The sequence below is a fragment of the Achromobacter sp. NPDC008082 genome, from assembly GCF_042957345.1.
Lineage (GTDB): Bacteria > Pseudomonadota > Gammaproteobacteria > Burkholderiales > Burkholderiaceae_B > Achromobacter > Achromobacter kerstersii_A.
Window position 1 is genome coordinate 817,996 of record NZ_JBIBIB010000003.1, and the last position, 23,439, is coordinate 841,434.

The 23,439-nt window shown below is 54.0% G+C and carries 18 protein-coding genes; 14 read left to right on the forward strand and 4 right to left on the reverse strand.

Annotation, left to right across the window (positions count from 1 at the left end; translation table 11 throughout):
* Window positions 1-55 precede the first annotated feature (55 nt).
* The 12 genes from ACFZAI_RS15850 (at window position 56) to ACFZAI_RS15905 (ending at window position 15,202) form a co-directional block, all read left to right on the forward strand.
* Complete coding sequence (locus ACFZAI_RS15850; protein ID WP_054421931.1) at window positions 56-1,006, forward strand: LysR substrate-binding domain-containing protein; 951 nt, start codon at window positions 56-58, stop codon at window positions 1,004-1,006.
* A gap of 42 nt (window positions 1,007-1,048) precedes the next feature.
* Window positions 1,049-1,549, forward strand: a complete 501-nt coding sequence (locus ACFZAI_RS15855; protein WP_315132093.1) for a Dps family protein — start codon at window positions 1,049-1,051, stop codon at window positions 1,547-1,549.
* A gap of 249 nt (window positions 1,550-1,798) precedes the next feature.
* On the forward strand, window positions 1,799-2,593 hold the full coding sequence (locus ACFZAI_RS15860; RefSeq protein WP_391567771.1) for an SDR family NAD(P)-dependent oxidoreductase: 795 nt from the start codon (window positions 1,799-1,801) through the stop codon (window positions 2,591-2,593).
* On the forward strand, window positions 2,586-4,208 hold the full coding sequence (locus tag ACFZAI_RS15865) for an LTA synthase family protein (RefSeq protein ID WP_391567772.1): 1,623 nt from the start codon (window positions 2,586-2,588) through the stop codon (window positions 4,206-4,208). The genes ACFZAI_RS15860 and ACFZAI_RS15865 overlap by 8 nt, the downstream gene beginning before the upstream one ends.
* Window positions 4,209-4,637: 429 nt before the next feature.
* A complete protein-coding gene (locus ACFZAI_RS15870; RefSeq protein ID WP_391567773.1) occupies window positions 4,638-5,744 on the forward strand; it encodes a Wzz/FepE/Etk N-terminal domain-containing protein in 1,107 nt (368 codons plus the stop codon).
* Between the two features lie 10 nt (window positions 5,745-5,754).
* Window positions 5,755-6,891, forward strand: coding sequence for a polysaccharide biosynthesis/export family protein (locus tag ACFZAI_RS15875; protein ID WP_391567774.1), 1,137 nt, complete (start codon window positions 5,755-5,757; stop codon window positions 6,889-6,891).
* A 59-nt stretch (window positions 6,892-6,950) separates the two neighbouring features.
* Window positions 6,951-7,697: an ABC transporter permease gene (locus tag ACFZAI_RS15880; RefSeq protein ID WP_391567775.1), complete on the forward strand. Its 747-nt coding sequence runs from the start codon at window positions 6,951-6,953 to the stop codon at window positions 7,695-7,697.
* The gene (locus ACFZAI_RS15885; protein ID WP_391567776.1) at window positions 7,694-8,365 is read left to right on the forward strand and encodes an ABC transporter ATP-binding protein; all 672 of its coding nucleotides are present in this window, start codon (window positions 7,694-7,696) and stop codon (window positions 8,363-8,365) included. Before ACFZAI_RS15880 ends, ACFZAI_RS15885 begins: the two co-directional genes overlap by 4 nt.
* 30 nt (window positions 8,366-8,395) lie before the next feature.
* Window positions 8,396-11,683 carry a polysaccharide pyruvyl transferase family protein gene (locus ACFZAI_RS15890; RefSeq protein WP_391567777.1) on the forward strand — a complete coding sequence of 1,096 codons (3,288 nt, stop codon included), beginning with the start codon at window positions 8,396-8,398 and terminating at the stop codon, window positions 11,681-11,683.
* A 2-nt stretch (window positions 11,684-11,685) separates the two neighbouring features.
* Entirely contained in the window at window positions 11,686-12,732 is a 1,047-nt protein-coding gene (locus ACFZAI_RS15895; protein ID WP_391567778.1) for a hypothetical protein, read from the forward strand.
* Window positions 12,729-13,112, forward strand: coding sequence for a hypothetical protein (locus ACFZAI_RS15900; RefSeq protein ID WP_391567779.1), 384 nt, complete (start codon window positions 12,729-12,731; stop codon window positions 13,110-13,112). The genes ACFZAI_RS15895 and ACFZAI_RS15900 overlap by 4 nt, the downstream gene beginning before the upstream one ends.
* 92 nt (window positions 13,113-13,204) lie before the next feature.
* Window positions 13,205-15,202 (forward strand): glycosyltransferase family 4 protein, encoded by a 1,998-nt coding sequence (locus tag ACFZAI_RS15905; RefSeq protein ID WP_391567780.1) that lies wholly within the window; start codon window positions 13,205-13,207, stop codon window positions 15,200-15,202.
* On the opposite strand, the gene ACFZAI_RS15910 is transcribed toward ACFZAI_RS15905, so the two are convergent.
* Window positions 15,193-16,230: a glycosyltransferase gene (locus ACFZAI_RS15910; protein WP_391567781.1), complete on the reverse strand. Its 1,038-nt coding sequence runs from the start codon at window positions 16,228-16,230 to the stop codon at window positions 15,193-15,195. The genes ACFZAI_RS15905 and ACFZAI_RS15910 overlap by 10 nt on opposite strands.
* 41 nt (window positions 16,231-16,271) lie before the next feature.
* On the opposite strand from ACFZAI_RS15910, the gene ACFZAI_RS15915 reads away from it, so the two are divergent.
* Window positions 16,272-17,495 (forward strand): nucleotide sugar dehydrogenase, encoded by a 1,224-nt coding sequence (locus ACFZAI_RS15915; protein WP_391567782.1) that lies wholly within the window; start codon window positions 16,272-16,274, stop codon window positions 17,493-17,495.
* 31 nt (window positions 17,496-17,526) lie between these two features.
* Window positions 17,527-18,654, forward strand: coding sequence for a non-hydrolyzing UDP-N-acetylglucosamine 2-epimerase (gene wecB / locus ACFZAI_RS15920; RefSeq protein ID WP_391567783.1), 1,128 nt, complete (start codon window positions 17,527-17,529; stop codon window positions 18,652-18,654).
* 52 nt (window positions 18,655-18,706) lie between these two features.
* Here the strand turns inward: wecB and ACFZAI_RS15925 are convergent, their stop codons facing one another.
* The 3 genes from ACFZAI_RS15925 to ACFZAI_RS15935 are packed head-to-tail and all read right to left on the reverse strand — an operon-like array spanning window position 18,707 to window position 23,429.
* Window positions 18,707-20,050, reverse strand: a complete 1,344-nt coding sequence (locus ACFZAI_RS15925) for a capsule biosynthesis protein (protein ID WP_391567784.1) — start codon at window positions 20,048-20,050, stop codon at window positions 18,707-18,709.
* Window positions 19,999-22,077, reverse strand: coding sequence for a capsular polysaccharide biosynthesis protein (locus ACFZAI_RS15930; RefSeq protein WP_391567785.1), 2,079 nt, complete (start codon window positions 22,075-22,077; stop codon window positions 19,999-20,001). Before ACFZAI_RS15930 ends, ACFZAI_RS15925 begins: the two co-directional genes overlap by 52 nt.
* A 5-nt stretch (window positions 22,078-22,082) precedes the next feature.
* On the reverse strand, window positions 22,083-23,429 hold the full coding sequence (locus ACFZAI_RS15935; protein WP_391567786.1) for an aminotransferase class I/II-fold pyridoxal phosphate-dependent enzyme: 1,347 nt from the start codon (window positions 23,427-23,429) through the stop codon (window positions 22,083-22,085).
* Between the last annotated feature and the right edge of the window lie 10 nt (window positions 23,430-23,439).

Genomic DNA, 23,439 nt, shown 5'->3' on the forward strand with positions numbered 1-23,439 from the left:
TCTTTTAAGCGCAGGCCAAAACGCCCGCGCACAACTCCCGGGGGCGTAGTCCACCATGACTCTCACCGAACTCAAGTACATCGTCGCGGTCGCACGCGAACGGCATTTCGGCCGGGCTGCCGAGGCCTGTTTCGTCAGCCAGCCCACGCTGTCTGTGGCGATACGCAAGCTGGAAGACGAACTGGGCGTAACGCTGTTTGAGCGCGGCGGCGCCGAGGTGGGCGTTACCCCCATCGGCCAGCGCATCGTCGCGCAGGCGCAAAAAGTGCTGGAAGAAAGCGCCAGCATCAAAGAGATCGCGCGGCAGGGCCACGACCCGCTGGCCGGCCCCTTGCGCGTCGGCGTCATCCACACCATCGGGCCGTACCTGTTGCCCAAACTGGTGCCGGTGCAAATCGGCCGCACCCCGCAAATGCCGCTGCTGCTGCAAGAAAACTTCACCGTCCGCTTGGTGGAGCTGCTGCGGCAGGGTGAAATCGACTGCGCCATCATGGCCTTGCCGCTGCCCGAAGCCGGCCTGGTCATGCAGCCGCTATACGACGAACCCTTCATCGTCGCCGTGCCCAACGACCACGAACTGGCGCAGCGCAAGTCCATCGACGCCCAAGACCTGAAGCAACAGACCATGCTGCTCTTGGGCAGCGGCCATTGCTTTCGCGATCAAGTACTGGAAGTGTGCCCGGAACTGTCACGCTTCTCGGCCGCCAGCGATGGCATCCAACGCACCTTCGAAGGCTCGTCGCTGGAAACCATCCGCCACATGGTTGCTGCCGGCATTGGCGTCACGGTCTTGCCGGTGACGGCAGTGCCCGAGCATCCGCCCAGCAACAGCCTGCTGCGCTACCTGCCGTTTGAAGGCCACGTGCCCGAACGCCGCGTGGTGCTTGCATGGCGCCGCAGCTTCCCCCGCCTGGCCGCCATCGAAGCACTGGCGCAAGCCGTTTATGAATGCGAATTGCCCGGCGTGAAGATGTTGGCGGATGAAGTCGCGGCCGTGCAAGATTGATGCAGTAGTATCTTCACTCGTACTTTTACTAAGGAGCTAGCAATGGCCAAGTCCACCAAGAAGACCCCGAGCGTTCCGCGCATCAACATCGGCATTTCGGACAAGGACCGCGCCGCCGTCGCCGGCGAATTGTCCAAGCTGCTTGCCGACTCGTACACGCTGTACCTGATGACGCACAACTTCCACTGGAACGTCACGGGGCCCATGTTCAACACGCTGCACCTGATGTTCATGACGCAGTACACGGAAGAGTGGAACGCGCTGGACAGCATCGCCGAACGCATCCGCGCGCTGGGTCACTACGCGCCGGGTACGTATCGTGAGTACTCGAAGCTGTCGTCGATTGCGGAACCGGAGTCGGTGCCGGAAGCGCTGGAAATGGTGCGCCTGCTGGTCAGCGCGAACGAGTCTGTCGCGAAGACCGCGCGCTCGGCTTTTGAGAAGGCCGACGCGGCCAATGACCAGCCGACGGCGGATCTGCTGACGCAGCGTTTGGATGTGCATGAGAAGAATGCGTGGATGTTGCGTAGCTTATTGCAATAAATCGATCGATTGATCGCTTACAATGGCCGGCCATCTACCCATCCGGGGAGATGGCCGTAACTTTGTGAACACCCCGATAATGGCCGCCGCAAGGCGGCCATGTCCATGTAACCGTGCCACAGATCACGCCCGAACTCGATCGTATTTCTGCTTTCTCTCCTCTTGCCGCGCTACTCAAGCGCCGGCTCTGCGCGCCGTGTGCTGACGCCGCGCGCTTCTTGGCGACACCGCCCACTCATTCCCTTAAGCATGCACAACACCGATAGCCTGGAACCCGGCTTTCCCCGCTGCGTTCTCATCACCGGCGCAACCGGAGGCATCGGGGGCGCACTTGCGCTGGAATACGCCAGCGCTGGCGCCAAGACGTTGATCTTGCAAGGACGCAACGCGGCCCGCTTGCAAGAATTGGCGGCGGCCTGCTCGGCGCTGGGGGCGCGTGTCATCACGCATGAGCTGGATGTACGCGACCACGACGCCCTGATGTCATGGTTAAGCGCCGTGTGTGAAGCAGAGATGCCCTCCTTGGTCATCGCAAACGCGGGCGTGAACATCAACACCGGCCCCGAAGGGCAGGGCGAAGCCTGGCAGGACGTTCATCGTCTGTTGGACGTGAACGTGAAAGGGGTGTTTGCCACGGTGCATGGCGCGCTGCCCGCCATGCGACGGCGCGGGCATGGGCAAATTGCATTAATCAGTTCGTTGGCCGCGTGGCGCGGCCTGCCCGAAACGCCAAGCTATAGCGCCAGCAAGGCCGCAGTGAAAGTCTATGGCGAAGCCATGCGCGACGCGCTGGCCGGTGAAGGCATCAAGTTCAATGTGGTCATGCCGGGGTATGTGGAATCACAAATGTGCTTCGACATGCCGGGCCCGAAGCCGTTCTTGTGGAAAGCGGACAAAGCGGCTCGGGTAATACGCCGCGGCTTGCAGCGTAACCGCGCTCGGATCAGTTTTCCGTTCCCATTGAATCTGGGGTGCTTTCTGCTGTCCGTGATTCATCCTGCGGTGTCAGGGTGGATCCTGAAGAGGATGGGCTACGGTGATTGAAGCGTTCTGGATCCCGCTGCTGCCACCGTATTTGATTGGGCTGGTGCTGTCGTTTGCGGTGGAGGCGTTGCTGACGCCCAGGCCGGTCGCGCCATGGCGTAGGCCGGTGGCGGCAGTGGGCGTGCATGTGGGGGTGTGGACGCTGGCGTTTGCGTTGGAGCTGATGCTGTTTCGACGGCCGTATTTTGCAGTAGCGAATGTGCTGGCGATTGAGTTGTTGATTGTGCTGGTGAGCAATGCGAAATATCAGGCGTTGCGGGAGCCGTTTGTTTATCCGGATTTTGAGTATTTTTTAGATGCGGTGAAGCATCCTAGGTTGTATTTGCCGTTTTTCGGGGTATGGCGCGCCATGCTGTCCGGCGGGGGCTATGGCGTCGCGCTGTGGGTCGGGCTATCGTTGGAAGACTCAGTCACCGCCGGCGCGGGCGTGTGGTTCGTGTCCTTCGCCGACTTACCGCAAGAACACATGTTCGATCCAATAGCGCCAGCCGGGCTGTTTTTCCTTCACTCGGTAGGGCTGGCATTATTGGGTTTAGCTCTGACAAAAGTCGCGGTAGTTTGCCCCGATGCTCCCGTTGACGCCAGTGCCGACTTGCGCCGGATGGGTTTGTTTGCGGCATTGTGGAATTACTTCCAGCTAGAACGTCGGCCCACTGCCGGGCTGAAACAGCTAGCGCCTTTCAATATAGTCAGCAAACCTTTGCAACGCTTGAGCGTCATTCCCGACCTAGTCGTGGTGCAAAGCGAGTCATTTTTTGACGTTCGGCGCGCCTATCCACAAGTGGGGCGCGGATTGTTGGCCAATTTTGACCAGCTCAAATCAGAGTCCGTAATGCACGGCCAATTGAGCGTTGCAGCTTGGGGCGCTAACACGGTCCGGACGGAATTTTCTTTTCTCTCTGGTATGTCCGCGGCGGCCTTGGGAGTTCATCAATACAATCCGTACAGACGCCTCGCGACGGGCGGGTTCCCCACGGTGGCGTCATACCTGAAATCGCTGGGCTATCGAACGGTGTGCATCCATCCATATTACGGCGGCTTTTATCGTCGCGATAAGATCCTGCCACTGCTGGGATTCGAGGAATTCCTGGATATTTCGCATTTCGCGGGCGATCTTTTGGATGGCCAATATATTGGCGATCGTGCGTTGACGGACCGTGTGGTGGCGCTACTGGGCAAGTCGGGGAACCGACCGTTATATCTGCACGTAATCACGATGGAAAACCACGGACCTTTGCACTGGGAAAGCGTTGATAAGGGCGACGAGCGAGAGCTGATGACGCAACCGCTGCCAGGGGGGTGCGATGAATTGCTGGCCTACTGCCGCCATTTGGGTAACGCCGACGCGATGTTCGGCGCGCTGCGTCGTTACCTTCTGGATCGGTCTCGGCCAGCCGGCCTGTGTATCTTTGGTGATCACGTACCTATTATGCCCGGTGTCTACAAGCAGCTTGGCGCCGTGGATGGCACCACTGACTACCTGATATGGCATTCGCGAGGCGGGCAAGAGGCGAACGAAGTCCCCTTAAGCAGCGCTGCCTTGTCTGGCGCCTTTTTAGAGGCCCTAGAACTATGGTCGCCGATGCCGATAGCGGCGAAGGGAAAATTAAAGTAAGTTCAGCCAAAAGTTACTTGTTGTTGTAATTAAAAATAAGTAGTCGTGATATTGCTTCTCCAAGAAACAGATTGTGTGCCATCTTCCTTTACAATTGGTTCGCCTTGAAAAAGGGACTGTTTGAGCACTCGAAAATTGTCGCATTTGTTCGATATTCTTGAACATAGCGTACAGTTCGAAAGAATTAACAAATCAACGAACTACAAATGAATGCTTGTTTAGTTAGTTGGTTTGTTTCTATATGTTAGTAAACCCAGATTGTTTCATCCACCGGCAGGACGCCCGCCGAGGAGTTCGTCCCAGTGGGAACAACATTGCAGCAATCGCTGCCCGTAATTAGTTTGTCAGTGCGGAAAATCGCGGCAGGGCTCCACGGCACCTCAAAGCGTTTGTTTTGCATATTTATTCATCTTCGCTCTAATAGTCGCAATGATCAAGTTGGATTTCTTTAAAGGCCGCAGTCTGATTCTGTTGATGATAGCGTTGCCCATGGCTGTAGCTATTTTCTATTACGGCTTCTTTGCGCAAGATCGTTATCTCAGCACCGCACAGGTCGCCGTCAGGCAAGTGGGGAATAATGACGCGCCTGCTGTGCCTGGCCTCGCGATAATGCTTAGCGGCTTAAACCCGACATCCCGGGAAGAAACGCTTTATTTGCGGGAGTTCCTGGGCTCGCAGGATATGCTTAATGTGCTCGAGGGGCAGCTGGATTGGTCAAAGCATTATTCGACGCAACTCCGCGACCCCATTTATTGGCTGGAAAAGGATGCTGCGCAGGAAGACAGGCTGGAATACTTCAGGCGAGTAGTGCGGACCCACTTTGATGAACAGACGGGTCTGCTCAGTGTGAGTGTCCAGGCATTCGATCCAAAGTTTGCCAATGCCACGCTCAAGATCATGCTTGGCGAAAGCGAACGGTTCGTTAATGAGCTATCGCATCGCATGGCACGTGAACAGATGGCGTTTGCGCAAGGCGAGTTGTCGAAGGCGCGTGAAAACTATGAGAAGAGCCGAGAGGCGATGCTCGAGTTCCAGGGTAAGAATAGTGTGTTAGATGCGGAAGCTACCGCGAAAGCGCGAGGCGACATTATTGTTGAACTAGAAGGGAATCTGACCAAAGAACGTACGACGCTTAAGAATTTGCAGAGTCGCCTCGCTAACGACACGCCCCAGATTCGTCAGCAACGCAATCGAATTCGTGCGCTTGAGCAGCAACTTGAGTCCGAAACGCGCCGCCTGGTATCGCAGAATACTGGCAGTCAGTTCAATGTGGTGGCTTCCCACTATCGCAGCTTGACCATTGATGCTGCTATTGCCGAAGAAACCTATAAGTTCGCGGTCAGTTCGGTGGAGTCAGCTCGGATTGAGGCCAGCAAAAAATTGCGCAGTTTGATTATGGTGGTGTCTCCGAATATGGCTGAACGCCCAAGCTACCCCGAGCGGCTGTATGACTTGCTGACGATCTTCATCGGGTTGATTTTGCTCTTCGGCATTGTTCGATTTGCTGTTGCTACTATTGAAGACCATCGCGACTAGGCCATAAATCATGATATTCAGTTTTGATGGGCGTATGTCGCTCCGTACCTTTGCTTTATCCATTCCCTTGTTGCTCACTGGGTGCGGAAGTTTGCTGTCTGGCGCTGGGCCATCGCGTACTGCAATTTCGGCAGAGGAAGGGCCGCAGAATTATGAGTTGGTCGACATTTCGGCTGAGACGATCGGTCAATACATGCGACCTACAGACAGACCGCTGGCAACGCATGTCGCCATGCCCGACCTACCTGAAGTGCGTCTTAAGCCTGGTGACGTCCTGCGCGTCTTAATCGCCGACAGCGTCACGGAAGGGGCTATTTTTGCACCATTGGCATTGGGGGGGACGACCTTCGAAAGTGTCAGGGTTGATAACAAGGGCAATATCTCGCTTCCTTATGTTGGCGCAGTGAACGTCGATGGCGCAACTCTGAGCGAAATTGAAAAGACCATACGCAAGCGGTTGAAGGGTATTACTAGCGATGTGCAGGTCCGCGTTTCCGTCACCGGCGACTTGTCCGGATCGGTCTTGGTCGCGGGTGCCGTCAAGACCCCGGGACGCTTTTCGGCCTTGGAGGGTCCATTGACGTTGCTTGACGCAATCAACCGCGCTGGTGGACCGTTACTTGAACCGCATCTGATACGTGTGCTGGTGCGTACGGGCACGCGTTCGTTTGCCTATAACTACGAAGATCTTCTGACTGGCGCTAACCATGTGGTTGCACCTGGCGCAGAAATCATTCTTGAACGTGCTCGTAAGCGTTTCGTTGCCATGGGATCTGTGGGCGATCCTGGCTTGCATGATTTGCCGTCGAACAATCCGAGCCTGCTTGAGGTGCTGGGAAAGATTAAGGGGCTTGATGAATCCAAGGCCGATCCCAGTGGCGTATTTGTTTTCCGCATGCCAGAGCAACCGGATCCTACGGATGGGCTGGACGATAAGCCGGCAGCTGAACTGGCTGTTGTCGCGAACCGTCCAATCGTTTTTCGACTGAATATGAAGGATCCAGCGGCAATTTTCTTGGCGCGCCAATTCCTTGTTAGGCCTGAAGACGCCGTATATGTCACGTCTGCAATGGTGTATGAATGGCAAAAAATTATTACGCCAATCGTTCAAGTAATGTTGCTTGGGCGCACTATCAGTAAATATTAGATTATCGGCAGTTCCTAATGTTTCAAAAGAGAACTTCATTTCGAATATTTCGTGATGTCTTGTTTTCGCTCGTCTTACGTGAACTCAAGGCGCGCGTTGGACTGGATCGCCTGGGCTTCCTGGGAATGTTCATCTCCCCGGCAATCCAGATGATCGGCACCATGGTAATTTTCACGTTCCTACGGGCACGGACGATTCCAGGGGTGGATTTTCCGGTATTTCTGTTGAATGGTATCGTTCCTTACATCCTTTTCAAGAATATTGCTTTGAAGGGTATGGAAGCGGTTAATGCCAATAGAGCTTTGTTTGCCTATAAGCAGATTCAGCCGCTGGATTGTATTTTGGCGCGAGCGGTCGTTGAATCATTTTTGATGGTCGTCATTTACGCCATTTTTCTGTTTGCGCTGGGTTTTTGGATGGATTTTGATGTTGCGATTCATCATCCGCTCCAGTGGGCCTATTACATGATATGCGGGGCTGTATTCTGCGTCGGTCTGGCCATGTTGCTGTCCGTTCTGGTTCAGAAAGTTCCAGAGTCAAAGCTTGTTGTACGTATTACATTTTTACCGTTGTATTTCATGACGGGCATTCTTACCCCCATCTGGCATTTGCCGCAGTCCGTCCAACAGTTCATGGCGTACAACCCGTTCTATCACATTATTGATATGTTGCGGCGTTCTGTGTTTGAATTTTATCCGCATACCGATACGGTAAATCCCGGAGTGCCCCCTACAGTTGCACTGGTCACGCTTGCCGCCGGATTGTTGATTTATCGATACGATCGCAGGAGCCTGGCACAAGCATGATCCGGTTTGTGAACGTACAGAAGACCTATGTCTCGGCTGCAGGTAGGTATACCGTATTCAAGGATCTATCTTTCGAGATACCGTCGAACCGTAACGTGGCCCTAATTGGTCGCAATGGTTCAGGAAAGTCGACGTTGCTTCGCCTGATTGCTGGACTGGATAAGCCGGATCGCGGCAGTATCGTTACGAGTAGCAGAATCTCTTGGCCCATTGGGTTAAGCGGGGGGTTTCAGGGGTCGCTAACAGGTCAGGATAATGTGAAGTTTGTGGCGCGCGTGATGGGTGCCGGCGGAGATCAGATGCGAAAGATCGTTGAGTACGTTCGAGACTTCGCGGAAATCGGCGAGCATTTTGATTTACCGGTGAAGACTTATTCGTCAGGGATGCGTTCGCGCGTTGCTTTTGGGCTTAGCCTAGCTTTTGATTTTGATTATTACTTGGTTGATGAGGCTATGTCGGTCGGGGATGCACATTTTCGCGAGAAAGCCGCCGCTGCATTTAAAGAGCGGGTACAGAAATCACGATTGTTGCTGGTGACTCATGGTATGGGGCAGGTCAGGAAAATGTGCGATATGGTATTTTTCATGAAGAATGGAAATATTGAAGTTTATGAAGATGTGGAAGAGGGCATAAAGCGATATGAAACTGATGGTCGCTCTAAGCAATAAAATCTTCCAACTCTATATTACGGATTCAAAATGATTTCCAAGATTGAAACACTGCGCCAACAGCTGCGGACCAAGAAAATCGATGCCGATAAGCATTGGAAAATTCTATTCCTGGGCCGCTCGGTAAATGGTAGCACCGACATTGTTTCTTGCTTGATACGTGCGCTTCAGAACCTTGGTCATCAGGTCCTTAATATCGATATCGGCAAACACAAGGATATGACCGAAAACCCTACGCGCGCCCAGGGGGGGAATGGTCCTATTTATGTGAAACTGTCCAAGATTGAAACAGCAGTGACTGAATTCAACCCGCACATCATCATTTTCGGTGCCGGCGGGCTGTGCTTCACAGAAGAGGATGCCAAGGTTGTTCAATCCATGGGTATTCTTTCACTTGGCATTACGTTGAGTGATCCGGACGTATTCCCTACGGTATCCACGTACGCGAATTCGTTCGATTTTCATACAACTAATGCCATGCGTGCAATGGATATGTACAAGGAAATCGGCGTCAAGAACACGCTGTATTTCCCTTTCGCGATCGATCGGGGATATGTGACACAGGAAGTGGCACACGTGCCGGGTATGGATGCGGATGTCATCTGCTTGGGCCATGCAACGTCTCGCCCTGAACGCAATGACGTCATGTTGGCTTTGGCACAACGCTTCAATGTGAAGACATATGGCCGAGGCTGGTTGCTGCCGGGCAGTGAAGTGGTGGAAGGCACGCGCCAATTGCAGGCGTCGCGCCAAGGCAAGTGTCACGTCAACTTCGCCGCCACCCGGGCCGGTTTTATCAATATAAAGTGCGGCGTTTTTGAAACGATTGCCAGTGGTCGTTTGCTTTGCACTGCGCGCTTTGACGAGATGTCGAACTTCTTCGACTACGACACTCAGATCCTGGGCTGGGACAGCGAGGCGGAGCTTGAGTCAGAGCTGTCGCGTGTGCTGTCGAATCCAGCCGTCTATCAGGCGGCCGTGGAGAGCGCGTTTGAGCGGCTTGTGAACGAGCACCTGTACGAACACCGTTGGCTGCAGCTGTTTAAGGATATCGAGGCGTCGCTGGTTTCGGATAACTGCCCTATTGCCGAGCCTGCGCGCACTATTTTCCGTCAACGTCTGTCCGAAGATCTTGGACGGACCAAGCGGGTCATCTTGTCCGGCTTTTATGGCGCGAACAACGCAGGCGACGAGATGATACTGCGCTCGATCTCGAAGCGCATCGCCGCGGCCGACAAATCCACGCAGGTTGTCATCGCTGCGGAGAATCCGTTGTTTGTGGAACTGACGCACGGTTTGCCAGCGTTTCGGCGCAGCCTGCATCACGTGGCAGACAGTTACAGCCGCAATGCGTCGGCTATAGTCGTAGGCGGCGGTGGTCTTTGGCACGACTACACATTCAGCAGAGCTGGCGGTATTCGCAGCTTGTTCACCGGGGCCAAGATATCGATCGCGGGCTTTTCGATCTTGCCAATGATCGGCATGGTCCGGCAAGTGCCGTTCTTCGGCGTTGGGCTCGGCGTGGGGCCGCTTCACGATCCTGAGGCGAAGCAATTGCTGAAGTGGGTGGCGAATCACGCAACTTCCATACAAGTGCGCGATCAGGAGTCTTTAGATGCCCTGCAAGAACTCGAACTGAAGACGCAATGCTCGTTGGAGCCGGACGTTGTGTATGCAGTGGACCTGGGTGATGTTACGCCGGATTCTGCCCTGCGCGAGCGGGCAGCTGGTCGGGCCATTGTCGGCGTCAACGTCCGGCATTGGCAAAAGGAAACGGGGCAGCCGAACTTGGTCGCCCTGGCCGCCGCTCTGGATGCTATTGCCGCGAGGGGCAATGTCTATTTTGTTGGCATCCCCATGCAGGAAGGTGGGGGCCATGATCGGGATGCCTTGGAATTCGTGTTCGCAAGGATGCAGGATCGTTCTTCTAGCGAGATCTATGCAGAAATTATTGGTGTTCACAATATTGCCAATGTACTGAATAGCTTTGATTATTTGATAGCAATGCGTCTGCATGCTGCATTGATCGCGCATCGGTTGCATAAGAGGGTGCTTGGGCTATCGTACGATCCAAAAGTTCGGAAGCACTTTGCGGAAGTCAGCCGTTCGGATTTTGTGTTAGATATCTCTGCCCGCGATACACAGATTGTCGAGAAATTCGACGCATTAGTGGCCGAGTTCGGTGCTTTGTCTTCGCAAACTGTAGCTGATCTTGCCAGGTTGGAATTTGATGCTTCGAACGCATTGGATCGGGTTGCGGCAGATATCGCGCGAGTTCCTGTAGTGGACAAAGCGTTCGAGTTGCCCCTGGCAGAAGCTATCCATGAGGCGACGCCCCGTGCGACTGCCAACGCACAAGCGTTTACCACGGACAAAGTGTGGCAACGCAAAACGAGTCGGCCGGCGCTGCGTTCCTTCGAACGTCGGAGTGCGGACGCTTCGAATACCGGAGAGGATTGGCTCTCCGGAAGACTTCAAATGCGCTCCTTTGACCTGGCGTTGGCAAGTCCTGCCTCCGACGACGAATTCGCTTCTGACTATGTTAATCACTTCGGAGATTTGGCAACGAACACGGCAATGCGCAACGGGAGCGCAGGCGGCGAGTATGTCTCGAATGCCTTTGTGTCAAATGCAAGCGAAGGGGCATTGGACTCCGACGCACGGCAATTTCGCGCTGACCTGGGCGGGAGTGGGCGTATGGCCGGCAACCCCTTCGAACAATCCCAAGAAGTGGATGACCGGCGTTATGTTCTGCGATTGGACGAAGGCGTGACTAGCCATGTAAAGGCGCATGTTTCAGTCGAAGGGGCGGTCGTGACTTCAGCTGCGGCGATTTCGCTCCGATTGCCGATTTCGGCACCGCGGCGCAAGGACTCGACGCAGGCAATTATAGAAGTACCACTGATTGCCGGTCGGGGGCACGAACTATCATTCCAACTAAACAAGCACTATGAACGACCGCGGAACAAGGGCTATATTTATTGCCTGCTCAAAGTCGACGGCACGCCTGTGTGGATGGAAGATATCGCATTGCGCCGGGGCGATATTAATCTATCTATTTTGATCGGCAAGAAACAGGCGGAGGTAGGCGTGTCGCGGCTGACGTTTGAGTTGGTCGCCGCTCGTAATTGCAAGAACTGGAATTGGGAAAAAGCTGCAAAGGTGAAGATCAGCAACGCATGCATTCGCCAAACAGACTACGAAGGCGTTGCACGTGCGGTGGCATCGAGTCCTTACTCGCTGATCAACCAAAACGCAAAGCGTGAATACAAGTGGCTGGGGAAGGCCTGGGCGGCATATCTGCCTCGCTGGTTTTAAAGATGCATATTGCTATATTTGATTCTTTACTCGAAGAGCATCTGGCGCGCAGTCTCGCAGATGCCCTGAGGGGTTTAGGTCACAAGATCATCGCGACGGGTCTACTGGGAAGAACAGTATTCCCGCTGCAATCCTGGCAATCGCGGGTGAAGATTGAGCGGGAGTTCGAAGCCATTATCGCGGCAAAACCGGATGTGCTTGTGAACTTCAGACCGGGGTCGCTCTCGCCCGAGATGTTGGTGCGCCTAAATCAGGCCGGAATTAGATCAGTCGTGTGGTTGGCGGACGATCCTGTGCTTTATAAGTCACTGTATCAGCATGTTGTCGATCTCTATGATGTTGTGTTGCATGCGGGCGGTGCTGATGTTTTGGCTTTCTATCAGAAATTAGGCCACAAGCCTGGCGTGAATTTCCCGTTCTGGTGTGAGCCTTCCAAGGGCGACGACGTGTACGACGTCAAACGGACGTCTTCGGAATTTGTTTTTCTTGGAAATGCAATAGGGCCTGTGAAAACGAGGCGCAATGACATACTTGCGCGGTTCGGAACGGGGATTTCCTGCTATGGAAAGACAGATAGACCTGAGCTTGGAATATTCAAGTCCTATCTTAGTGACCCGCAGTCGATTACTCGAGCCTTGCTCTCCGGGCGCATGGCAATAAATATTCCGCAGTTTTTCAGTGACTATGTTAACTCTGAAAACTACTTTCCCGGGATAGAAAGCTTCGGCAGTTTCTATCTCCCCAGTCGAGTGGTTCAGTACGCGGCGTTAGGGCTTCCTTATATTTCAATTGGAGTTGAGGAGGTAAATAAACATCTGCCGGAATTTCGAATTATTGACACTTTAAGCTTGGGAAATATCAAGGCTGAGTTGGGTGGAATAGATACAGCTCAGCTTCAGGCCTTCTCGACGGCATTACTATTGCAGCATCGAGAGCACTTCTCTCCATCTGCTCGAGCAGATTTTCTGCTTTATCTTATTAATAGAGAAAACGTATCTGCGGGTTCGAATCTTAAACAAGCCGAGTTTTTATACAGGGACTACAAATGACTACCGAAACTACTCAAGAGCCCACCATTTTGGAACTTGAAGAACGAGTTAGGCTTTTGGAACAGCGGGTGAAACGCATCGCTAATGAGCGAAATGAAGCTCGGGCAAAGCTGGCAAGGCTGTGCCGGGTGGCTGAACCCTTCGCAGATCACACTGCGACCAGCCTGAAAGAACTAATCGAAAGCGAGACCCCACAGTCTATCCGAGCTTGGTCGAAGGCCTTGGCGGTCGCTATTGAGGATCAAGATGCACATAAGGTCGTCTATCGCGCTCTGCGTGCTGCCGAAGCGCTGGCGACCAACGTATTAGAAGAAAGCCCTCGCGATATTCGCGCAAATCGTGTAAGCAAGATTCTTGACGAAGTCTTTGTGTTGGACTGATTGCTCAAATGACGCAGCAGCATACAGCGACAGATAGCACAGTTGGTGTTAGGAGGACGCACAATACGTCCCCTGGTGTGCCCGTAGATTTGATGCCATCTTTTCAAGGGCTGTCTTCCCCTCTCTCTGACGACAAAGAGACGTCTGGATCGGCAATTTCGACTAAAGAGGCGGGGGCCTACGGGGTGTCGGAAGGCGATAGATCGTATCGTCGAAAGCTGGCTGCGCTTTCCGAGCGCATCTATGAGCTTGAATCAGCCTTGGTTCGCAAGGAAGGCACGATTTCCTTCCAACTCGGCAAGACATTGCTGGATGGCCTGAAGAGCTTGAGTTCAGCGGTGAGACTGCCTGTCGCCTTGTGGCGGATTCACAAATATGCCGAAGAACGAAAGAACCTCTCTAAGCAGTCGAAGGGATTGCTAGGGCAAGCGAAGCAGTTTGAGTTGGCTGTTCAGTTCGCCGTGATCAATGAGGATGTCAGTGGCTTGCCGTCGCTTGGCGCCGAAAAGCTGGCCCCCGAGATCGTCGTCGAGATCTGTTTTCGGATTGCTCGATGCTATTTCGCTGGATTTCCTGAAGCTTCGACGGCATTGATTGATTATGCGATGAGCATCGGAAACCCCGATGTACGTTCTGGCTTTTGGACGGCTTCGACGTTGGATGCTGCAGGCAATGTAACGACCGCCTGCCAAATCATCAATGCCATCCAGGCGGACCTTCATGAATTGAACGACGTACAGCGCTTACGTGCGCGTAGGATCCTGGCGTTGCAACAGACCCAACAGTTGATTGCGTCCTTGCCTCCACCAACACACGACGTTTTGGCCGAAGCCGCTGAGGCTAATCAGCGTTGGAAAGTGGGTTACTTCCTCCATTGTTCGTACCCGTTTCACGCTAACGGCTACAGTCGGCGTTCCGAGGCGCTATGCAGATCGTTGATCGCGCTAGGAGTGGATGTGCTTTGTTACACCCGCTTGGGATACCCGGAGGACCGAGATGATGCGATCAAGGACGGAAATCCCCCTTTGCCGCACGAGTTCAATGGCTATCGGCGCATGCCCCTGCGGGACAGCCGTAGGTTGACCGCCGCCGACTACATCACTCGATCACGCGATGAAATTCTCGCTGTGATCCGGCAAGAAAATTTAAATCTTGTCCAGGCGCCTTCGAATTACGTCAACGCCTTGCCGGCGCTATTGGCTGCCAGAGAGGCCAGGGTTCCATTTGTGTACGAAGTCCGAGGCTTGTGGGAGTTGACTGCGGTTTCGAGAATTCCAAGTTTTGAAACTACCGAGAAATTTAGCTGTATGAAAGACCTGGAGCTTTCCATTGCGCAATCCGCAGATCTGGTGTTGGCTATCTCAGCAACTCTGCGCGACGAGCTGGTTTCCAGAGGTTGTGATGGCGCCAAAATTCGAGTTGTGGAAAATGGCGTGTTTCTTCAAGACTTTCCGGTATTGAACGAAGAGTCGACCAATCGTAAAAAACTGGGAATATCCGAAAATACGTTTGTCGTTGGGTTTCTTGGATCGGTAGTGGGCTATGAAGGTTTGAACCTGCTGGTGGCTGCGATTCGGAAGCTGGTGATCCGCGGACTAGACGTGGCCTTGATCGTAGTCGGCGATGGCAATGACCGGGCGGCGGTGCAGCACGCGATAGCTCAGTTTCCGGCTGATGTTGCCAATGCCTTTAGATTAGTTGGCCGTGTACCGCCTGACCGGGTTCGCGAATACTATTCGCTGTTTGATCTTGCCGCGTATCCCCGTTTGCCCGAAATGGTGTGTCGCATTGTGCCTGCTTTGAAGCCATTGGAAGCGATGAGCATGGGTATTCCCGTGCTGATCTCCAATGTACCTGCATTGAAGGAGCTATGTGGTGATAGTGTTTACTCTTTCATTGCTGGCGACGTTGAAGATTTGGCCGAGAAGATAGCCCACGTGTCCATGAATAGTGCGGACGCCAAAGCTCGGGCGATTACAGGCCGCGAATTTGTCGCTTTAAGGCGTGATTGGCCCATTATTGCAAGCCAAATGATCAAGGCTTGGGGTACGCTACGAGCGCGGAACTCGAATTGTGAAGATTATCCGTAAATAACTTCGGATATTTGTGCTAAACGGTGGGACCATGTGTGATTTCGGGCAACATATTCAGCTCCTGACATGGCGCGTTCTATGTCCAATGACGAAGGACCATCGATCAGAAATCGAGAGAACAATTCCCTGGCTTGGTCGGCGCTGTCGATAACGTGACAATAATCCTTAAATAGTGCTTGGACCGAGGCTGCAGGATTGCTGACTGCAATTCCACCACAAGCTAGAATCTCGACAAGTCTGCGCGAATACATGGTTTTCGAGTCGGTTACCGTGTTCACGTTCAAGGAAATGGCATTGTTTCGATAAATATTTGCTGTTTCACTGTAGGGAACGCGTTGAGAAACAGTTATGTTGGAAAGGGAGGGGTAACGGTAAGTGTCGTTTTTTCTATCGGAATTCCTATCGACGACTAGTATTGGATATTGGACGTCGGTTGCCGCTTGAAAAACCATGTCCTGCCATGCGCGCCGTGCGTCGTGTATATGTTTTCCGTAGCTTCCAATAAATGTTGCTCGGTTTGCAGGCCGACCGCGTGGAATAGGGTAATGAATAGATGGTTGCACGGCGAACATTAATGTGTTTATGGTTGTCGCGGTTGGCACTATTCGGCGGTAATCGTCAATGCAGTTTTCATCAACAGTGAAAATATGATCGAAAAGCTTGGCGCTATCGATGAATCTTGAAAAGTGAGCGCCATCCTCTTTGTTCCAGAACACCGTGGGAATCCCGCAGTTCTTTGCAAAATCCACTAGGTTGCGAAGGATTTTATTATTTCTTTTTGGATGATCTGGATAGTTTGCGATCTTGTACTTCCACTGATTGTTTTGACCTTGCCAGGCTGATTCGACAAGCAAATAGTCGGCGCGTTTGAAGTATGCCTTCAGCCGATAATTAAGGGGTGACAGGTGTATTAAGTCGACGTCATGCTTAAGTGCATCCGCAGTGAGGTCGTCGCTGACGAGATAAATACGCCCGGTGGTGAGAGGAGACCATTCCTCAGATTGCGATTGCGCTGGGTATACCATTGATAAAATTTTTTGACAATTTAAATTAAGTGGATCATAGAATGCAAGTAGCCGTATACGGTTTGGGGTATATCGGGTTGCCGACTGCGGCAGTTTTTGCTGCGGAGGGAAATCGCGTACACGGTGTAGATATTAATAAAAATCTAGTTGATGCAATCAATTCTGGGACGCTTTCACATCCTGAACCTGGACTTGACGAGCTGGTCAATGCCAGTGTGAAGTCAGATAGGCTGCGTGCTAGCGTAACGCCGGCTGCAGCGGATGTGCATTTGGTATCTGTGCCAACGCCGCTCGATGAAGAATTCAGCACCGATCTAGCCTTCGTGTTCTCCGCTATTGATAGCATCTGCTCGGTTCTTGAAGCAGGCAATATTATCATTCTTGAGTCGACCTGCCCGGTCGGAACGAGCGAGCGTGTGCTGGACTACATTCGTGAAGCCCGCCCAGAACTTTGGGCTGGGGGTAAGCCCTTAATCTCGATCGCGTATTGTCCCGAGCGGGTCATTCCCGGCAACATTTTGTCTGAATTGACGCAAAATGTCCGGATTGTTGGGGGCGTCGACGAAGCTTCCGGGCATAGGGCGGCAGCGGTACTACGGCAGGCCCTAGGTGTCGAAGTAGTTATTACCAGCAGCCGAGTCGCGGAACTTGCGAAGGTTACTGAAAATACTTATCGCGACGTTAATATTGCCTTTGCCAACGAACTAGCGATGGTTTGTGAAGATGTTGGTATCAATGCGAAAGAATTGATATCAGTCGCCAATCTGCATCCCCGCGTAAATATCCTTAATCCTAGTTGTGGCGTCGGTGGGCACTGTATCCCGGTATCGCCGTGGATCCTGATGGGCTCGACCAATCATGAAACTAAATTGATTCGCGCGGCGCGTTCCGTCGATAACCAGCGCCGCAACTTTGTCGCGGATAAGGTGCTGAGTATCGTAACTCCAGCATTGGAAATGGATGCGGATGTTCGGGTGGCCATTTTAGGTGTCACGTACAAGGCCGATAGCAGCGACTGCAGGAACAGCGCGGCGATGGCACTGGCAAGTGCAGTTTCTGATCGCTGGAATAACAGAGTAGATATTTATGACCATTTGGCCATAGATCATTCTGCCCAGCTGAAAATACTTCGGGAAGAGCTAACTGTCGCTACGCTCTTGAAGCGGAATATAGGGATTGTTATCTTGCTTGTGCCACATCAGGGCTATAGGCAGATCGCGAAGGATGCGGAAAAATCTGGTGCGGTATACGTTGATTTTTCGTGAGTCTATACGGCAATATGATACGGGTGATTGAATGAAGGTTCTAAGTGTTTTTGGCACGCGTCCCGAGGCGATAAAGATGGCGCCTCTGGTCAGAGCGCTGCAAGTGGCGGAAGACATAGACGCGAGGGTGTGCGTAACTGCGCAGCATCGCGAGATGCTTGACGTAGTTCTGGAACTGTTTGAGATCAGGCCGGATTTCGATTTGAACATTATGAGGCCAGGACAAGACCTCACGGATATTAGCTGCGGCATTCTTACCGGACTTCGTTCGGTTTTTAAGGATTTTCGTCCAGATTATGTCCTCGTGCACGGTGACACGGCCACGACGTTTGCTGCCAGCCTGGCCGCTTACTATGAAGGCATAGCAGTCGGCCACGTCGAGGCGGGCCTGCGGACCGGGAATATTTATTCTCCTTGGCCAGAAGAAGGTAACCGGAAGTTGACCGGCGCAATCGCGTCCATCCATTTTGCGCCGACGGACTCTTCGCGGAACAATCTACGTCAGGAAGGGGTCCCAGGGGAGTCGATTCTGGTAACGGGGAATACCGTCATTGACGCGTTGCAGTGGGTTAGCAAGAAGGTCGAAACAGATGTTGAGCTCTCTCGGAAGATGGGCCGTCAATTTGACTTCTTAGCGGATGACCGACGTTTGGTGTTGATTACCGGCCACCGGCGCGAGAGCTTTGGTTCAGGATTTGAGAGAATTTGCGAGGCAATCGCCGGTTGCGCGGATCAGTATCCTGATGTGGACTTCGTTTACCCCGTACATATGAATCCAAACGTGCGCGCCCCGGTTAACCGGCTGCTACACGGACGTACCAATGTGCATCTCATCGAGCCGCAGGACTATCTGCCGTTCGTCTATCTGATGTCGCGGTCTTATCTGATCCTGACCGACTCGGGCGGGATCCAAGAGGAAGCGCCATCTTTGGGTAAGCCGGTCCTGGTAATGCGAGATACGACTGAACGTCCTGAGGCGGTGGAGGCGGGCACAGTGCGCCTAGTCGGTACGGACGTGGCAAGGATCCGCGAGGAACTGTCGCTGCTACTTGACGATGCGGAGGAGTACCGCCGCATGAGTTTCGCACACAATCCGTATGGTGATGGGACCGCGAGCCAGCGCATCATTGCCGGTCTACGCGACGCCAAAAAGGTTTAGGGTTGAGTGGGTACCGGCGCCAAGTACACTGGTACCCAACTTGCGAACATGTTTACGCCTGAAGGCGTGGCAGGGCAGCGGCAATGGCCAGGTCAATACCGCGGGCGCAATAAAAGCCGCCGTTCAGTTGGCAGGTATGGATCACCACATTGCGAAACGCCTTGAACAGTTTCAAATCCGGACGTTCATCGGCAGACCAAAAGTGATCCAGCTCGCCTTGGTAGGTCAGCCCTGCCATGTCATAAATTGCTCTGCCCAACGCAATGGTCCGTTTGCCGTGTAGGATAGCTGAAGCGCCTACGGTACTGTTGACCGTAATGACTCCCGCTGTGTGGGTCAGCAGGGGTGGTAAGTTGCCGGATTCCAGAAAAAAAACGCGATCCGGAATCTGCAATTGCCGGGCCCATGCCTTGGTTAATCTGCGATAGTTGACCAGACCAGGGTCCAGAGGATGGATCTTGATGGCTAGGCGGGTGTGGCTTGGGGCATGTAAGGCAAACGACTGCATCACATAGTGCGCGGCTTCAGCCATGCTGGCAAACTGCGAGTGGTGCACGATTTGCGCGTCGGTAGCCAACTGTAGCGGTAGCAGGAAAAAAGGCTTTAAGTCTTTTTCTGCCAACAACGCCAATTCGGATTTTTTGGCATCCTTCGCATAATATTTCAGCCGGAGGCCACGACGGGCGTAGCCGAGATATTCAGTCAATGGGCTATATGGGATGTGGCTCCGTACCCCGTAATGAAGGATGGGATTAAGGCCGGCCCAGAAGTTATAGCCAACGTCGTAAGCAGCACGTTTCCAGAACGCGGTATTGAATGGCTGGCCATTGTCATAATGAGGAAGTTGATTTGCCTGCTCCCGATACCATGCCGGGTCTCGGGGCATGGTCGAATTGCCATTTACGCCCTCGCGTTCAAGGGTAATCCAGTGCGGGCGGAAATAGCCCTCTTCAAAAACGTGAATTCGCATACCAACCGAGCGCGCCAGCGATATGGCGGGCCGGTGTATGGGCCTGCAGTCGCCGAACAAGACGATGTCAGTTATACCTAGGCTTGAATAAGTCTGCTGATAGAAATGCGGCAGATTCTCCATTGACCCCCGATAATTCAAGGCTTGGCCTTGCTGCCAATACACCCGATCTCCAACGGTGAAGTTCGCTTTGGTGACGGCATGACCTTGACGGCGGAGCGCAGTCGCAAGTCGTGGGAAGAACGGTGAGCAGACCCCTTGCAAGAATAGAAAATGCTGGGTCATGCTTTGCGAGTTGGTCGTTGGTCGCTGGCTTGCGCGATTAAAAAGTGGACGAGCGGTGTGTCCGTGGGTTGTTTGAGCATTTTGCAAGTTCAACGTTTTTGTACAAAGCCAGCCCGGGCCCAGAGTTTGAGCTTGTGCCATTGCCTTGCGCTGTATCCAAGATTTGTCGATAGCGACCCTCGGGTCTTGACGATGTGATCCCGGCGGTTGACCAGTTGGGTGAGAACCGCCTCGCAGCGCGTATAGCCTCGAAGTGTCCAATCCCAGTAAATTGGATAGTGCAGCAAGGACCCAGCCACAAGTTCATCCAGCGTCAGTTGACGACAGCGTCTGGCAATGACCAATAAATCTCGTGTTAGTCCCCACCCTGCATAGAAGGGACGCCCGTACACAGTTACGTTTTTTCCGCGCAACAGTGCATCAAATCCCGTCAACGATGTCATGGTATGCACGTCGTCACAAGCGTCCAGGCAGCTAACCACCGAGATTTCCTTCTCCACGACATCCGCGTAACGCAATGCTGAGGACAGGCCCACGTCGCCGCTACGATTGCGAGCCAAAACATCGGGGTGGGGTTTGTAGACAATTAACGAATCGGGGTGGGCGAGCCTGGCCGAACGCAGCAGGTCCAGATTGGTTTTGACGCCATCACAACCCAGCCGGATGGAGGCGTCATCCTCGACTTGTCCGGGCACCAGAACGACATGCTGGCTGTTCGATGCCCAAGCGGGCCTGCGCCGCGGCTCAACGTTATATTTCGTCAGTCCGTTCTGCAGGATTTGCGCCCGGACTCGCTGCGCGCGGTGCCTGTCCTCATCGGAAAATTCGTAGCGATTCAGAATATTTTCAAGGTCGCTCGGGCGCGATGGGTCGAAATATATGCCGCCGGAATCCATGACCAATGACGAGGGTGGGACAAAGTCCGATCCTAGGCCGACAGACCGCAGGAAACCGTCTTCCATGCGCAGTAGTGATGCCCCGCTCCGCATTGCCAGTTGCACGGTTTCGGTGTTCGAATTACCGCCCCAGACGACGAGGCGGTCTTCTGCCGTCGGTTTCAGGCGTGCAGCACTGTTCGCCGAAGGGACAAAATGCACCTGCGTAGCGTCGAAGTGCAGAAAGGGCAGGACATTCGTCGCTTTCCATCGCTTAAAGCCGACAACAATGCACCTGCCGGTGTGGCGTATGGCATTGGAGCGTTGTGTTTGCAGCCAATCAGTCGCGTCGAAGATGGTTCCGCGTTGATGCGTTACCGGATTTAAATACCGCGTGTAGTGCATGTATGCCGCGGAGAACAGTTCGATGGGGCTTCGCTGGCGCTGGCGTCGGTGGCAACGCTGACGGTCATCCGTCGCGCCCCAGCCCGCATACCACGGCATTCCAAAGCATGTGACGGACTTTCCCGACATGACGGCTTCGAAACCAAGTTGGGACGTCACGACGTAGACGCGGTCCATGTGAGAGACCAAGCTCAGCGGATTAACGGACTCGCGGATTAGGACAGTCTGCGCATCTTCCTTGACATGGGTTAAATACCCGCGTTTCGCGCCGTTGTTGACCTCGGGATGGGTCTTCACATAAATCGTCGCATCGGGATTCTCGCGTCGCGCGGCTTCCAACATCTGCATGAAGCTGTTTGGAGTGGCCAAGCCATGGAAAATGGACGCATCGCCTTGTGTTTGGTCTACAACCAGCACAGATTTCGAACCGTGCTTTGCTTGATCAGGTTGGAAGTCCTTCGCGAAGTTGTACTTGCTCAGGCGCAGGCGCAGGACGGTCTCGAAAGCGGCTTGGGCGTTTGCGCCTTCGCCCGTGAGCAGATTAGCATCAGACTCCAACAGAGCTTCAAGCCGGGAAGGGCGTGTAGCGCAGTAGTAAATGCCCAGGTCATCGACAACTAGCGACACGGATGGGTTTTTCCGCCCCGTACCGAAGGAACGCAAAAAGCCATCTTCCAATGCAATGAATGGCAGCCCTCTCGCAGCCGCCCACTGTCGCGCGCGATAGCTCGTTGGTCGCAACCCCCATCCCAAGACGGCAGACAGTCTTCTGGATGATGTCATGTGGGGCCATTTGACATGCCGAACGTGCGCGCCCAGCAGTGCCTCAATCCCAGGAACTTCTGCGATCTCTCGATAGAACGTGCCGAATAATCGGGGGTCTTGCATGCGCGTCAAGCCTTATCCCGTTGCAATGCTCTGAGAATTTCTTGAATCGTCTCCCGAATCTGCTCTTCCGTATGCATACAAGAAATAAAAAACCTCAACCTAGCTGATTTCTCCGGCACCGCCGGATACAGAATCGGCTGCACATTAATACCGTGCTTAAACAGCGCCGCTGACACCCGGGTCGCCTTCAACGAACTCCCCGTAATCGCCGGCACCACTGCCAAGCCGGTGCTCGTCCCGGTATCAATCCCCGCCGCCTTCGCCTGTTCCAGAAAGAACTTCCCGCGCGCCTGCAACGTTGACACGCGCTCTGGCAATTCCTTCATCCGCCGCAGCGCTGCCAGCGCCGACGCTGCCACACTAGGCGGCATCCCGACGCTATACAAAAAGCTCGGCGCCAGAAACTTCAAATGCTCCACCAGTGCGGTTTCCCCGGCGATATACCCGCCGCATCCCGCCAGCGTTTTGCTCAGCGTGCCCATCCAGATATCGACATCCTTACCGTCGACGCCGAAGTGCTCACGGATGCCATATCCGCGCGCGCCCATCACGCCCAACGAATGCGCTTCGTCAACCATCAGGAACGCACGATGGCGCTGCTTGATTTCGATGAAGCGGGGCAGTGCGGGAAAGTCGCCGTCCATGCTGTAGATGCCTTCCAGCACGATCAGCACGCGTTCGAATTGATGGCGTTGCTCGTTCAGGATGGCGTCCAGTGCTTCCCAGTCGTTGTGCGGGAAGGGCAGGCGGCGCGCGCCTGACAGCTGGATGCCTTGCAGGACGCTGTTGTGGATCAGTTCGTCGTGCAGCACCAAGTCGCGCGGGCCGAACAGGTAGCCGATGGTGGATACGTTCGTGGCGTGGCCGCTCACGAAGGTGATGGCGTCGTCGACGCCGTACAGGGCGGCGATTTCTTGTTCCAGTTCGCGGTGTATCGGGCGTTCGCCTGACACCAGGCGGCTGGCGGATACGGACGTGCCATATTGGTCGATGGCTGCCTTCGCGGCTGCGGCCACGACCGGGTCGCCGGACATGTTCAGGTAGTTGTAGCTGGCGTAGTTGACGAACTCGCGGCCGCTGATCTGCGTATCGGCGCCGGCGGTGCCTTCGTGCAGTTTGAAGAACGGGTTCTTCACGCCCAGGCGCTTGGCGCCGTCGTTGATGATGCGCAATTGTTGGTAGCCCGGATGCAGATGGAAGCGGTAATGCTCCTCAGGAATCTCGGGCTTCTTTTCAGCGGGGCGCGCGGGCGTCTGGCCGGCCGGCGTGGACGCCTGGCGCAGCTTGCGCTCCAGCGCTTGCTGGATGAGTTTGTCCTTGATGCCGGCCGCCAGGCCGGGCAACTTCTTCATGGTGCTCAAT